The organism is Paenibacillus sp. FSL W7-1279 (assembly GCF_037969845.1).
GTDB lineage: Bacteria > Bacillota > Bacilli > Paenibacillales > Paenibacillaceae > Paenibacillus_AQ.
This window is the reverse complement of the sequence record NZ_CP150215.1, coordinates 380230-396830: the sequence shown is the minus strand read 5'-3', so window position 1 is coordinate 396830 and position 16601 is coordinate 380230. Positions and strand designations below refer to the sequence as shown.

Genomic DNA, 16601 nt, shown 5'->3' with positions numbered 1-16601 from the left:
TGAAATGGTTACCATTCGAAAATTCTCCTCGACAGCTTAATAACGAATAAGTAAAACACACACACTTTTTACCGCTGTAATAAGCAAAAAGCGACCATATTGGTCGCTTCAGATTGTCGATAAACCCTGTACTTTTTCAAAGGCACAGGGTTTATCGCATTTGAGTTCATTCAAAAAATAGAATTTAAGGAGGAGATTACCCCCGTTTTTCCAGGCGATCCAGGTGGATCGCCTGGAAAAGAGGAGAACCCCCCCTCTTTTTTGGGTTTCAAGTACAATATCAGTAAACTTTGCGCTCATTATTACAATAAATATTTTGAGTCTCTGTATCTTTAACAATCGTATTTACAATATCATTAGGATACCGATTCAAAAAAAAGTGTTCTCCTTTAAATTCATGAAATTTCACATTCCCTTCAACAACTTCGCTCCATTTATGAATTTCTTTGATATGAGTCGAAAAATCATTATCCGCATAAAAAACGCTTATTCCACAACTTATTTTTTCTGCTTTGGGCTGAAACTTATAATTGTCCAAAATTATAAAATCTGCTCGCAAAATCGGAAGAAACATATCCATAATCTCTTGGGTATAAAACTCCTCTGGTATGCCCCCATATTGTTCTACCTTTAGCAAGAAAGTTTCATTCGTCATATTTTCAATGTCTTCTCTCTCTTCAAAAATATGTGGAGCATTTCGCCCAGAAAAAAACAGATGCCTTGGTTCCTTAGCTCCCATTTGCTTAAGTTTATAATATATCTCATAAGTCAATAAGGCTCCCATACTGTGTCCAAATATAACATATTCATCGTCATATTCTAATTGTTCAATGATTCTTTTGGCGATATCTTCACTTGCTTCACCAACAGACTGGTAGCAAGGCTCTCTGAATCGAGTTCCTCTCCCAGCCAATTCACTCATAAACAATTCATATCTATCCGGCAGTAGTTTTTTCCATTCATAATATACATTTACCGATGCTCCAGCATATGGAATGGGAAATACTTTTATTTTGTTTATTTCACTCACTCCTAATAGTATCTATACTTTATTTAATTATACTTCTCTATCCCTCGCTGCTCTGCCAGCAACAAATTTACCATACCACTATAGCTATTCAAACCATCTGTCTGATTATTCGCCTTCAGATATACGTCATTTACATTTCTTGAAATACTTGAAATAACACCCTCATACTTATCCCGGTACTGCTCATTTTGTTCTATATCATGCTGCACCGCCTTGGACAGACTGGACATTATATCAGACGCCTGATCTGGATCAACCTTTTTTAGCTCAGATATAGAATAATCAAATGCTAGAAATAAACCACTGTATAGTATCATTGAATCATCCTGCTGCTTACATGCCAGATAAGCTATAAAATTTGCCTCATCCTCATGCATGAAACCACTCTGATGTGCCAATTCATGCGCCATAGTAGCAGGCACCAAGAAAACTGGCACATTAACATTGATATTGGATTCATAAGTAAAAGGGACAAAAATACCATGTATCCCTGCGTGCGACATTAGTTTTGACATCGCCACTGGTTTTGGTGTTGAATATGAATGCTCCAAAATAGGATATTTCTTTGATAACATTTGCATCGAGAACACTGCGTGTTGTGCATAATAATCAAAAACCTCTGGTACATGAGCCAAAAGATCAGTATCCGCTAACTTTTCCCTTGCCAATTCCATTTCAACGGCAAGCGACTTAGTCAATTTGACCAGTTCCTCTTTGCTGTAGTTCTCCTCTTTATATTCGGTATGAGACAAAAAAGAATATCTGTGATAGTTTATTCCACCCAAAATAGTATAACAAAAATATATTACGCTACAGATCGTAACGATTCCTAGAGTACCACGATAAACTACCATCTTACGTACACCTTTACTCATGATAACCTTGCGCACATAATAAACGATATAAAATAGAAAAAGTAACACAACCAACACTACAAGCCATTCACTAACAGAAAATTTGACCCAAGAAGGTACAAATCCTACTGTTTTTGACAATAACGGATAGACAGACTTACTATATTTTTCCGCCCAATCCTGATGGTTCTGCGCGTATTTTGTCAGTATATAAGCTATAACTCCAAGTGAGATCCACGGCAATCTCTTAAGTAAAAGCTTTTTTATAATGTACTCCTCCTATCCAATAAATATAGGATGTACGCAATGTAACATCGTAATATTATTTCTTTATTTCAATATACTTTTCCTCATAAAAATCATGTTTATTAGAAAAAACATATTGATTCATAAAATCTATAGGGAGTACTTCATAAGCCCAGTAGGTACCATTAGGTCTATTACTTGAAATAGCATGTCGGGCGATTTCAGCAGCCACTGTACCCGTTAACTCTGAACTCGTTTCCATTTGTAAATTCAATCTGCACCTAACATTCTTTCCATTTTTCTCTCCTGTAGCATCAATGACTAAAGCTATCCATTCCTCTTTAGGTTGCTCCTCTAAACTAATGTCTAGTTTTTTCATGGCTTCTTCAACCGAAGACTCAAGCTGCATTTGATAAAATTGCATTGCCAAACGAAAAATATAATCATTTGCTGCTATATTGTACCAGTGGAGTTCTTGTACCGAACTAACTTCTAGAATATCAATGATCTCTTGACTTAAATACGGTTTCTTATAGACAGGCACATCCACTTCAGGTACAAATTCTTTCTGCATCATATTTATATTTTCCGTTTTAACACGATGATCACTCCAATAAGAGTCTGTTTTTCCAATTACACTATGCCCACTCATTAATATATCTGAGATAGAAGTTTTCGTATAATGTTCCGCACCACCAATATAACAATTCACATGCTTAGTTTCGTCTAGTAAATGATTTATCACTCGTTTTAATAGCAAACCTGTAATTCCAGGACAAAAACCAGCTCCTATGTAATTTACACCGTTAGCTTTGAGCTCTAGCTCTTGCTCCTGACTCAATAATAAAGCATTGGAAGCATCAACATATTTTGCTCCTACTTTCATAGCTGCCTGAGCAACTCTATCTTTAATTACAAATTCAGGCCCTGCACAATTAATGACAACGGTACAATCAGCACAGAATGCAATCAAGTTCTCCCAGTCAAAAATATCCAAAAAGTGATAGTTAAAATTATTCAGGTTCAATAATGCTGTAGGTTCACGCCGCTGTCCGCCCTTAACTATAAAGTCTTTACATAAGTTCTTACAGATGACTTCACCGATCATTCCGCCACACCCAACAACTGCGATTTGCTCCATCCGTACGACACCCCTTTCATCTTATACAAGCATAAAACAGTCCAAAAACTTATTTCATACATACGTTGAGATTTAAAATACAAGACTTGTTATACCTTTCTCTATTAATAGGTCATTATTATGTCTACTCAACATACTCAATGCATAAAATCTTTGTTTGGATTCCATTAATTCATGATACGTCCCGTGTTCTTCAATTTTTCCATTATTCAATAAAACAATTTCATCATATCCACTAAGAATGGATTCATCCAGCCTATGTGTAATGGAAATTCTCGTAATGCCCTGCATTTCACTTAACATACACTCCAGGTCACTAGCTGTTTGATTGTCCAACGCTGAAGTCGCCTCGTCCATAAGTAATATAGGTGATTTTCTAAGGAGTGCTCTTGCTATAGAAATTCTCTGTTTTTCCCCACCTGAAAAATGGATTCCATTTTCTCCACATAAGACATCAAAGCCGCCTCTGTCACTAATCAATTTCTGTAGCATACTCCTCTTTATGACTTGCTCAAACTCATCTGTGTCACATTCACGAAACAATTTAATATTTTGTTCGATCGTCTCATCAAAGATAAAACAGTCCTGATGAATAAAACTAACATTTTGGAAAATGGACTGATCACTTATTTTCTCAAGTTCAACCCCGTCGTACCTGATACTTCCTTCATACCCATCATAAAACCCAGTCAGCATCTTTAATAAGGTTGTCTTTCCACTCCCGCTTGTTCCTACAATTGCATAAGACTTTCCATGTTCAAATTCAAAATTAATATCATCTAAAATTGTTTTCCCATCTACGCTTAACGAAAGCCCATTTAAAGAAATTTTATTCCTGAATTTAGGAATATCAACTCTTTGAGTTTGTTCCGTTTTTGCCTCTCCTATTTTATTGAAATTCATTAATAAAACCCGACTAGCCTGCCTTTTGGTAAAACCGGTTATGAGTCGATTAATGGGAACTGTTACGCAATTTAGCAATTGAATAAAAGCCATAATCTCCCCTACTGTAATTTGTCCTTTCATGAGCTGCTGAGTTCCCACAATAAATATGACTACAGCAACAAGAAATGTTGAAATATCAGTAAGTGACATAATGAGTGACAGCAGATTTTCGTATACCATTTTTACTTTTTCCTGCTTGTTCGCTTTTGCCTTTGCCCTTTCAAAAATCTCTTTTTCGATGTTAAAACTCTTAACAACCTGATTTCCAGACAATATATCTTTAATGAAAGATACATAACTTTTATTTTGCTCAGCCACTTCGCCTTGTGCTTTTTGCATACGATTATTAAATATACTCGAAACGGCGAGTGGAATGATGCAAGTGAGTAATATACTCAATGCAAGGAATGAATTAATGATAAACATCGCAAGCACTCCGCCTACAAGCATAGCAAGCTGAACAAATATTTCCACGGTCCCTTTTATATAATCGTTTTGAATAATAGTTATATCATTTGACAATCGTGATATGTAAGTTCCATTACTCTCCTTGTTGAAGCTTCTCATATCTAACCGCAAAATGTTTTCAACCAGGGTATTTTTCAGGTTTAACGTTGCCTTTTTTGTATATAAATTTTTAACAGCATACCCCACATACATTCCCACTGCACCTAAAGGCAATAAAATAACGGAAATAGTAGTTAACTTAACGATATTGTCAATATCTTTGTTAATAGAATAATCAATAAACTTTTGTAGTATAAACGCCAATGCAATAAACAGAATAGATGTCACGATACCAAGTAAGCAGGACAAAATAAATAAGCCTATATTCTTTTTGTATATGCTTTTTGAAATTTTTTCATTCATACTATAAGCCCTCTTCTTGTTTCTAATTTCATTTAGAGCATGTCTAATTTATACTTCAATTGTTTATTGCTAGATCATGTGCATTTTTCAGATATTTTGAGTGGAACCGCCACGAGCATATGCACATGACCCAGCATCATATGGCCTTTTATGCCCCCTCCACCTGCATAGCAGGTGGTTTATGGGTAAGATACAACATTAAATATTATTCATGACATCATTAAGGAGCTCTTCTTCAATTGTAATGCCTGTAATGCGAGCAATTAGAGTACTATTTTGAATGTAGAAGTGCATGCTAACTCCAAAATCTTCAGACTCTATAATCTGTGTTTGTAAAAACATCTTCTCTAATGATATGTCATCTCGACTTGCAAACTTATCAAGGACTCCCTGATAATTAAGGATTGGAATGCGATTGGACATTTCATTAAAACCGTACTTTTGTGCTATAAGAAACAACTTTTCTGTAATGGCAGATTGATTAATACTGGATTTTTCTGATGCTGATAAAAGCTGTTTTTGCATTTTACTTTTCCTATCATAAATTGAATAATCTAAATTTAAAGTCAGCCCCAACATTCCCTTATTGAATTCATCTCTGTTATGTGTCAAAACAGAAACAGGAATGTTGTTTAATTCTTCAGATAAGTCACTATACATAAGCCTTGATATAAATTCTGCTGCTGTATTAATGGGTTGCTCACTAAATTTCTGATATTGTAACTCATTTAGTTTCACATGAATTTCTGTAGATCTCTTCGTGTCTCGTCGCGAGACTAAGTTAGCCGATTTTTTAGCAGCTTCAATATACTCCGCCATGTTAGACTCTTGATTATCAGAAATTTCCAGTTCATCAACTTTCTTTTTGATCATTTTGCAATATTCTATGAAAGAATAGTTATAGGGAGTGTTACGTCTGTTGTTCAAAGTTTCATGAAGCATAACCTTAAACAAATCTTGTGAGACTCCATCCCATATTAAATGATGAATTGCACTAAGTACTAAGCAATGATCTGCATCAATTTCTACGATTAAAAATCTAGATAAGAGCTTATCGTCAGTTAGAAAATTCATTTCATTCACAATTTGCTTAAATTGTTCTGCAGATAATGCTAAGGTTCCTTTCACTACTGGAATTTCCCATTCATCTGAATAATCGTATTCTTCTAAATAGGTCATTTTTTGGTTTAATTTTGTTCTTAATGCTCCATGCCTGGAAATGATTTCTCTGACTGACAAAGAAGCATTCTCTGCCGTTCCTTCTATTCTTATGATGTCAGTAATAATTTCTGTATCTGGTCGCAAGAAGTCTTTATGTCCTGTCAATACAGGACATTCTAAAGTAGGACGTGTTTTAATATAGTTATCTCCATAATCATTCAACTGTTCTTGTATCATGCACTTTAGATCGCCATCACGGTTATCACCGATAAATGTTACGTCTAATGGCATTTTTACTGTTCCTTTTCTGGTTAAACACGTTTCGACAACATCCTTAATTGCTCTTTCATATGCCAACACCAATGTTTGAGCATCTTCGTCAGTATACAATCCAGTATCATATATGATGTCAAATTCAAGTTGCCCATTTAAAACAGCCCCGTTTAGAGACAATCCCATTCCTGATGAATTTTTTTCTGACATACTTCTTCCTAATGGCATTTCCGACATGGATATGCCTTCAATTCTGTCTATCTCATTATCCAATTCTCCAAGATAATTGAATGTTATGGCTGCGCTCATCTCAAGTCCACTATACTCACCAAGATATCTCAAAACTCCATATCCAATTCCATGATTAGGGACCTGTCTCAATGTTTGTTTTGTCTCCAAAATGCTTTCTTCAACAGTATCTTTTGTCTCCAAAATAATAGGATATACACTTGTAAACCAACCAACTGTACGATCAATGGCGATCTCTCTATCTATTGTCTCTCTACCGTGACCCTCCATTTCTATGGTTAGGTACTTAGAGTTTCTCCATTCTTTGACCGCAATGGTCAGCGATGCCAGTAACAAGTCGTTTATTTCGGTTTTATATGTCTTTCCAGCTTCAAGTAACAACTTTTTCGTCGTTTCAGAGTCCACTTTCACTACTTTATTTTTATATTGACCACTTGCTGTTTGTGTACTCTTGAATGTCTCCGTACTATTTGATTTTTCTGATATATTTTTCCAGTATGCTATTTCATTTGAAAGCACTTCACTCTTAGCATATTGTGTTAAAGCATTCGCCCATTCCTTGTACGAAGCCGTTTTCATTGGCAGCTTGATTTTACCTGTCTCTTGGATTTGTCGATATCCACTAAATAAATCCTCCAGCAGAATTCTCCATGATACACCGTCTATGACCAGATGATGTACACAAATTAGTAAATGATCTCCACTGCCTGAATGAAACAGTCCTATTTTTACCAAGGGTCCTTTGGCTAGGTCTATGCTTGCCTGTAATTGATCGCTGGCATACTCTATCTCTTTCGATGGATCTTGCACTTTTGTATAATCTTTTTCATACCAATCATATAGCTTGCTTTCCTCTGTAGACAGCGTGATTTGACGTTGTTCGTTATATACATTTCTTAAGGCGTCATGATGTTTAATGATTTCAGTAATTGCTGTCTTTAAACTAGGGATGTCAAACGGCTCATCACTTCTTAACATTAAGGCCTGATTAACATGATTGGGTACGATGTGACGCTTATTGAAAAATTCTAGTTGTATAGGAGTTAGAGAACTTTCCCCATTGATTTCTCCCTGTTCGTATACTTGACTTACTTCTCCCTTTTGAATATTTTCCCCAATCTTTCTTGGTGTCTGCTGATACATTAATGCTGCGAAAGATAGCTTATAACCTTTTTCCCGCAACTTCGAAACTGCCTTAATCGCTTTAATAGAATCTCCACCAAGTTCAAAGAAACTGTCTTCTATTCCGACTGGAGATATGCCTAAGATTTCTTCAAATACTTCCGTAATGACCTTCTCTGTTTTAGTTCTTGGTGGCACATATTCCTGTCCCGCTAATGCATGGGGTTCTGGCAGGGCCTTTGCATCCAGCTTACCATTTGGAGTTAGTGGCAATGCATCGATCTGCATCATAAAGCTAGGCAACATATACTCGGGTAGTTTTTCTCTCAAATCATTTTTAATTTCAGGCATATCCAGTTTCTGCTCTTGATTGGTCGGGATCAGGTAGGCACATATACGCTTGTCACCGCCTACTTCCAATGCTACAACCGCTACATCAGATATACCCGGCTGATTCCTTAGAACGCTCTCGATTTCGGACAACTCGATCCGATATCCTCGGATTTTAACCTGTTCATCTATTCTTCCCAGGTATTCGATCTCCCCGTTAGGCAGCCATCTCGCCAAATCTCCAGAGCGGTATAACTTCCCTTCTCCATAGGGATTGTCGATAAACTTCTGCGCTGTTAATTCAGGCTGGTTTAAATAGCCTTTAGCAACCCCGTCTCCCGCGATGCATAGCTCACCAGGAATGCCTATACCACATAACTCCATCTCATTCAGTATATAGAGCTGCATATTGGCAATGGGACGCCCGATTCCTACACTTAAACCCTTATCTTTTTCGCTGGAATAGATATAGTCACAGCATCCTACGGTAGTCTCTGTAGGGCCATATTCGTTATGAATCTTGACGCTGTCTCCTAACAGCTTCTGCGTTTTCCACGCCGTATCTGTGGTGAACTCTTCTCCACCGACAATCAGCGCTTCTAAATTCGGTACATCTACGCCGTCTGCATAGGTTTCCAGCATTTTTAAATGGGAAGGGGTAAGTTTAAGGAAGGTTACCCTGTCATCTTTGAATGCTGCACGCAACCTTTCCTCCGCGTCTCCTCCCTTTAATAGAAGAGATCCACCACTAATCAGCGGTAAGAACAAGGACGTTACGGAGAGGTCGAAACTTAAGCTTGTCATTAATACCGTCGTACTAGCTCCCTTCTGGTACTCTTGATCTGCATACGACAAGTAATGATCCAAATTGCCTCGTGTAACCGCCACGCCTTTGGGCTTTCCTGTCGTTCCTGATGTGTAAATCACATAGGCGATGTCGTCTTGTTCAACGGCACACGCTGGGTTTTCCGCCTTCTCGCCCAGGTCCTCCAGATTCATAGAGATACATGGGATTTCCGTTTCCAGCTCCTTCTCTCTTGTTAATATGACTTTGGGTGCTGAATCGTTCAGGATATGCTCGATTCGTTCCTTCGGAGTCGCTGGATCAATCGGGACATAGGAGGCTCCACTCTTTAGCACGCCTAAAATCCCAATCATCGTTTCTGCTTCCAGGGAAGCCATGATGGCCACTCGATCATTGGGCTGAACACCTAACGAAATCAGTTCCCATGCCAATGCATTGGCCTTGCGGTTGACTTCTCCATAACGAAGTACTCCCGTTTCGTATTCAATTACCGTCTTCTCAGGTGTTTGTTCCGCATGTTTCTCGAATCGTTCCACTGCCGTATGATGCTGTGCATACTCTGTATGGGTATCATTGAAAACCGTTAGTATTCTGTGTTGTTCTACCTCACTGACCATGTGGAGTTCAGACAATTTCATTTCAGGGTTAGCAATCACCCTATCCAGCAATACCTTAAAATGTTCCAGCATGACCTGTGCTGAAGTCTGGGTAAATAAATCACTGCAATAGACCAGATCTAAGGCGTACCCGTCTTCATACGCTGTCGCTTGTAAATCCAAATCGAATTTGGCATCAATGAAAGGAATGCCCAACATGTCGACTTGGGCTTCGCCCATCGCAAGATGGATTTCCTCGTTATTCTGCATGGTAAACATCACGTCAAACAGCGGATTGCGTGACAGATCACGGCGTACTTCTACTTCCTCTACCAATTCTTCAAATGGGTATTCTTGATTCTCATACGCATTCAATGCCAGCTCTTTGATCTCGCTTAAAAATTCCAGGAACGTTTTCTCATCCCTTGGATATCCTCTCATGGCTAGCGTATTGACAAACATGCCTGCGATCGTCTCGGTATCCGGATGCACCCTGCCGGAGATGGGTGTTCCTACCACGATATCTTGTTGCCTGCTGTATTTATGCAGTTCTATCATAAATACAGCCAGCAAGGTCATGTAATCTGTCGTTCCATGTTGTTTATTTATATTTTGAATGCCAATTTTTTGTTCTTTACTAAGCTGAACCGACACTTGGGCTCCTTTGTAACTTTGGATTTTTGGACGTGGATAGTCCGTCACCAAATCCAAAACCGGTGCCTCTTCTTTAAATACTTCTTTCCAATAATCTCTCTGACTCTCCAGAATTCTGCCACGCATCCATTCACTATAATCTTTGTATTGGAGTTCAAGTGGTTGTAATTCTTCACCGTTATACAATCGCGAGAAATCTTCGATTAATAGATTTAGCGTCTGATGATCGGAAATAATATGGTGCATATCGAATAGTAAAATATATTTGTTCCGATTTCTTTCTTTGACTACTTTAAAACGCATAAGTGGTGCTTTTCCGATGTCAAACGGGCGTACAAATTGCTCCATATCTGCTTCGCTGTAGCTGTCGGTTTCTTCATATTCCACTGGGTAGAATACCTCGTCTGCAATGACTTGAAAGGTTTCTCCTTCTGTCATGACAAAACTGGTTCGCAGCGACTCATGACGCTCGATCAGGCGATCTATGGCTTGTTGTATTTTTTCCAAATCGAGGTTACCTGTTACTTTTAGCGCTGACGCCATGTTATATGCTGTACTACTGCCTTCCATCTGATCGAGAATAAACAATCGTTTCTGTGTAGAGGATGCCGGATAAGTTTGTCTCTTTTCTGCTTTGGGTATTGGACTATATGCACCTTCTCCCGCGGCCTCTATCTTTTTCGCCAAGACGGCAGGAGTTGGTGAACCAAATAGCTCTTTCACTGGCAAACGAATTCCTGTCTTTTTCTCTATGGCATTAATTGCTGTCGTCGCTTTTAACGAATGTCCACCCAGTTCAAAGAAACTGTCTTCTATTCCAATTGGAGATATGCCTAAGATTTCTTCAAATACGTCCGTAATGACCTTCTCTGTTTTAGTTCTTGGTGGCATATATTCCTGTCCCGCTAATGCATGGGGTTCTGGCAGTGCCTTTGTATCCAGCTTCCCATTTGGAGTCAGTGGCAATGCATCGATCTGCATCATAAAGCCAGGTAACATATACTCGGGCAGTTTGTCTCTCAAATCATTTTTAATTTCAGGCATATCCAGTTTCTGCTCTTGATTGGTCGGGATCAGGTAGGCACATATACGCTTGTCACCGCCTACTTCCAATGCTACAACCGCTACATCAGATATACCCGGCTGATTCCTTAGAACGCTCTCGATTTCGGACAACTCGATCCGATATCCTCGGATTTTAACCTGTTCATCTATTCTTCCCAGGTATTCGATCTCCCCGTTAGGCAGCCATCTCGCCAAATCTCCAGAGCGGTATAACTTCCCTTCTCCATAGGGATTGTCGATAAACTTCTGCGCTGTTAATTCAGGCTGGTTTAAATAGCCTTTAGCAACCCCGTCTCCCGCGATGCATAGCTCACCAGGAATGCCTATACCACATAACTCCATCTCATTCAGTATATAGAGCTGCATATTGGCAATGGGACGCCCGATTCCTACACTTAAACCCTTATCTTTTTCGCTGGAATAGATATAGTCACAGCATCCTACGGTAGTCTCTGTAGGGCCATATTCGTTATGAATCTTGACGCTGTCTCCTAACAGCTTCTGCGTTTTCCACGCCGTATCTGTGGTGAACTCTTCTCCACCGACAATCAGCGCTTCTAAATTCGGTACATCTACGCCGTCTGCATAGGTTTCCAGCATTTTTAAATGGGAAGGGGTAAGTTTAAGGAAGGTTACCCTGTCATCTTTGAATGCTGCACGCAACCTTTCCTCCGCGTCTCCTCCCTTTAATAGAAGAGATCCACCACTAATCAGCGGTAAGAACAAGGACGTTACGGAGAGGTCGAAACTTAAGCTTGTCATTAATACCGTCGTACTAGCTCCCTTCTGGTACTCTTGATCTGCATACGACAAGTAATGATCCAAATTGCCTCGTGTCACCGCCACGCCTTTGGGCTTCCCTGTCGTTCCTGATGTGTAAATCACATAGGCGATGTCGCCCTTTTCAACAGCACACGCTGGATTTGTCTCCTTCTCGCCCAGATCATCAAGATTCATAGAGATGAATGGGACTTCCGTTTCCAGCTTCTTCTCTCTTGTTAAGATGACCTTGGGTGCTGCATCGTTCAGAATATGCTCGATTCGTTCCTTCGGAGTTGCTGGATCAATCGGGACATAGGCGGCTCCACTCTTTAGCACGCCCAAAATGCCAATCATCGTTTCCGCTTCCAGGGTAGTCATGATGGCCACTCGATCATTGGGCTGAACACCTAACGAAATCAGTTCCCATGCCAATGCATTGGCCTTTCGGTTGACTTCTCCATAACGAAGTACTCCCGTTTCGTATTCAATTACCGTCTTCTCAGGTGTTTGTTCCGCATGTTTCTCGAATCGCTCTACTACCGTATGATGCTGTGCATACTCTGTATGGGTATCATTGAAAACCGTTAGTATTCTGTGTTGTTCTACCTCACTGACCATGTTTAGTTCAGACAAGTTCATTTCAGGGTTAGCAATCACCCTATCCAGCAATACCTTAAAATGTTCCAGCATGACCTGTGCTGAAGTCTGGGTAAATAAATCACTGCAATAGACCAGATCTAAGGCGTACCCGTCTTCATACGCTGTCGCTTGTAAATCCAAATCGAATTTGGCATCAATGAAAGGAATGCCCAACATGTCGACTTGGGCTTCGCCCATCGCAAGATGGATTTCCTCGTTATTCTGCATGGTAAACATCACGTCAAACAGCGGATTGCGTGACAGATCACGGCGTACTTCTACTTCCTCTACCAATTCTTCAAATGGGTATTCTTGATTCTCATACGCATTCAATGCCAGCTCTTTGATCTCGCTTAAAAATTCCAGGAACGTTTTCTCATCCCTTGGATATCCTCTCATGGCTAGCGTATTGACAAACATGCCTGCGATCGTCTCGGTATCCTGATGCACCCTGCCGGAGATGGGTGTTCCTACCACGATATCTTGTTGCCTGCTGTATTTATGCAGTTCTATCATAAATACAGCCAGCAAGGTCATGTAATCTGTCGTTCCATGTTGTTTATTTATATTTTGAATGCCAATTTTTTGTTCTTTACTAAGCTGAACCGACACTTGGGCTCCTTTGTAACTTTGGATTTTTGGACGTGGATAGTCCGTCACCAAATCCAAAACCGGTGCCTCTTCTTTAAATACTTCTTTCCAATAGTCTCGCTGACTCTCCAGGTTTCTGCCACGCATCCATTCACTATAATCTTTGTATTGGAGTTCAAGTGGTTGTAATTCTTCACCGTTATACAATCGCGAGAAATCTTCGATTAATAGATTTAGCGTCTGATGATCGGAAATAATATGGTGCATATCGAATAGTAAAATATATTTGTTCCGATTTCTTTCTTTGACTACTTTAAAACGCATAAGTGGTGCTTTTCCGATGTCAAACGGGCGTACAAATTGCTCCATATCTGCTTCGCTGTAGCTGTCGGTTTCTTCATATTCCACTGGGTAGAATACCTCGTCTGCAATGACTTGAAAGGTTTCTCCTTCTGTCATGACAAAACTGGTTCGCAGCGACTCATGACGCTCGATCAGGCGATCTATGGCTTGTTGTATTTTTTCCAAATCAAGATTACCTGTTACTTCTAGCGCTGACGCCATGTTATATGCTGTACTACTGCCTTCCATCTGATCCAGAATAAACAATCGTTTCTGTGTAGAGGATGCTGGATAAACTTCTCTCTGTTCTGCTTGTGGTATTGGGCTATGTTCGCCTTCTCCCGCGGCCTCAATCTTTTTCGCCAACATGGCAGGAGTTGGTGAACTAAATATCTCTTTGACTGGCAAACGAATCCCTGTTTTCTTCTCTATTACATTAATTGCTGTCGTTGCTTTTAACGAATGTCCACCCAATTCAAAGAAACTGTCCTCTATTCCGACTGGAGATACTCCTAGAATTTCCTCAAATACATCTACGATTGCTTGCTCCGTCTTATTACTTGGTGGTACGTATTTCAAGCTTTCTAACATATCTGGCTCTGGCAATCTAGTTTTATCCAGCTTTCCATTTATGGTTAGTGGAAATTCATCGATCTGTATCATAAAGGCAGGAATCATATACTCCGTTACTTCTTCTCTTATCGCTTCCTTAATTTCGGGTATAATTAATTCTTGACCCTTCTCTGCAATGAGATATGCACAGAGAATTTCATCGTTTCCAACTTCTTTTACAACAACGACAGCATCAGTGATGTTACTCTGTTTTCTTAATACACTTTCAATTTCCCCTAACTCTATCCTGTAACCACGGACTTTCACTTGTTCATCTATACGACCTAAATACTCTATATTTCCATCTGGCTGCCAACGTGCTAAATCTCCTGTACGGTACAGTTTTCCCTCACCGAAGGGATTTTCAATAAACTTCTTATCAGTCAATTCTGGCTGATTCAAATAACCTCTTGCTAAACCATCTCCTGCAATACACAACTCGCCAGGTATTCCAATACCGCATAGCTCCATTTCATTTAGAAGATATACCTTTGTATTTGCAATCGGACGTCCAATGGTAATGGAAGTAGAGTCTGTGTTCACTCTAAAACTAGTTGCATTTACAGTAGATTCTGTAGGACCATATGTGTTTAGCACTTCTACTTTTTTCGCCCATTCTTTTAAAGTCTCTAGACGACCTGCCTCTCCACCTGACTCCAGCAAACGAAGTGTCGGTAATGCTTCAACACACAACCCTTCTATTACCTTAGGTGTCAATGATGCTGTTGTTACATTATTTCGATCTATATATTTTTGTAGTTGCTCCATATCATAGGTTAAATTTTTTGGTACAATACATAATGCCGCACCATTGCAAAGTGCAGGGAAGATATCACCAACCGCTTGGTCAAAAGATACATTTGCAAATTGCAGCACCGTATCCTTGTCGTTCAGTGCAAATGTTTCCTTATAGGTGACCCACATATTGACCACATTTCGATGTTCAATTAAAACTCCTTTAGGGTTTCCAGTTGTACCCGAAGTGTAGATACAATACACTAAATCATTAGCTCTGTTAACATGCAGAAGATTGTCCGTTTCATTAGCATAATGATTCTCATCTTCTAAATCCAATACCGGAATCTCTACCTTCCCTGGCAACTTATTCTTATACGTCAATACAATCTTTGGACTACTGTCCTCCAGCATATAGCGAATTCTATGATCTGGATATTCCGGATTGATGGGTACATAAGCTCCCCCTGCCTTGATGATTGCTAATATTCCTACAATCATTTCCATGCTGCGCTCTGTAACTAGAGCCACCAAATCGTTTGGAACCACTCCTAAATCCCGAAGAGTACGCGCCAACTGATTTGCTCTCTCATTCAGCTCGGCATATGTCATCTGTTTATCATCAAATTTAAGTGCAATATGTTCTGCTGTTTTCTCTACCTGATTCTCAAATAAGCTGACAACTGTTTGTTCTCGTGCGTATTCTACATTCGTTGCATTGAAATCAACCAATATCTTCTCTTGTTCCCTGATATCAAGCATATGCAAATCTTTAAGCTTTTTTTCTGGATGTGTTACTGCTTCCTCAAGCAGCGTTACATAATGCCTTGCCATATATTCAATCGTTTCTTGTTTGAATAAATCTATGCAATACTCAAAATCAATTTCATACCCTTCTGACACACATTCAACCAGAACGGATAAGTCAAACTTTGAAACATTTCTTTTAATAGATGCACTTTTCCCGCCCAATAGGCCTTGCATTTCCGTCGGTTTTTTCTTTTCTTTTAATCCGAACATAAAATCAAATATCGGATTTCTTGAGAGATCTCTTTTCTTCTCTACGGCTTCAACTAAATCTTCGAATTGGTATTCTTGGTTATCATATGCTTGCAGACACTTCTCCCTCACAGCTAAAATCAAATGCTCAAAAGTATCATCAGGACAAACTTCTCCCTTTATTACCAGAGTATTGACAAACATCCCCAGCATACCTTTAGTATCTGCATGAACTCGGCCTGATACGGTTGTTCCTACAATAATATCTTTTTGGCGACTATATTTGCCTAATAATAAAATGAACACTGATAGAGTAACCATAAATTCAGTAGCACCATACTTTAGGGCTAAAATTTTAACCCCTGAGCTTAATGGCTCTTTTACCTTTGCTACAACATTGGCTCCCCTGAAAGACTGGATTTGAGGACGGAGGAAATCCGTCTTCAAATCCACCCTGGCAATTTCACCAGCGAATTCCCTCCTCCAATATTCTTCCTGTTTTGAGATATCATAAAAATTCTGCCATACGCTGAAATCTTTATACTGGATTCGGTTAGAATTTTTATTCATAAGTTCTCCT

The 16601-nt window shown here is 39.3% G+C and carries 5 protein-coding genes; all 5 read right to left on the bottom strand.

Annotated features, from left to right (window positions below):
- Positions 1-280: 280 nt before the first annotated feature.
- Complete coding sequence (locus tag MKY82_RS01655) at positions 281-1030, bottom strand: thioesterase domain-containing protein (RefSeq protein WP_339295326.1); 750 nt, start codon at positions 1028-1030, stop codon at positions 281-283.
- A gap of 23 nt (positions 1031-1053) precedes the next feature.
- The gene (locus MKY82_RS01650) at positions 1054-2127 is read right to left on the bottom strand and encodes a DUF3810 domain-containing protein (protein WP_259445521.1); all 1074 of its coding nucleotides are present in this window, start codon (positions 2125-2127) and stop codon (positions 1054-1056) included.
- 79 nt (positions 2128-2206) lie between these two features.
- Positions 2207-3271 (bottom strand): saccharopine dehydrogenase NADP-binding domain-containing protein, encoded by a 1065-nt coding sequence (locus MKY82_RS01645; RefSeq protein WP_194540473.1) that lies wholly within the window; start codon positions 3269-3271, stop codon positions 2207-2209.
- Between the two features lie 72 nt (positions 3272-3343).
- Positions 3344-5086 (bottom strand): ABC transporter ATP-binding protein, encoded by a 1743-nt coding sequence (locus tag MKY82_RS01640; protein WP_339295325.1) that lies wholly within the window; start codon positions 5084-5086, stop codon positions 3344-3346.
- 198 nt (positions 5087-5284) lie between these two features.
- Complete coding sequence (locus tag MKY82_RS01635; protein WP_339295324.1) at positions 5285-16591, bottom strand: amino acid adenylation domain-containing protein; 11307 nt, start codon at positions 16589-16591, stop codon at positions 5285-5287.
- Between the last annotated feature and the right edge of the window lie 10 nt (positions 16592-16601).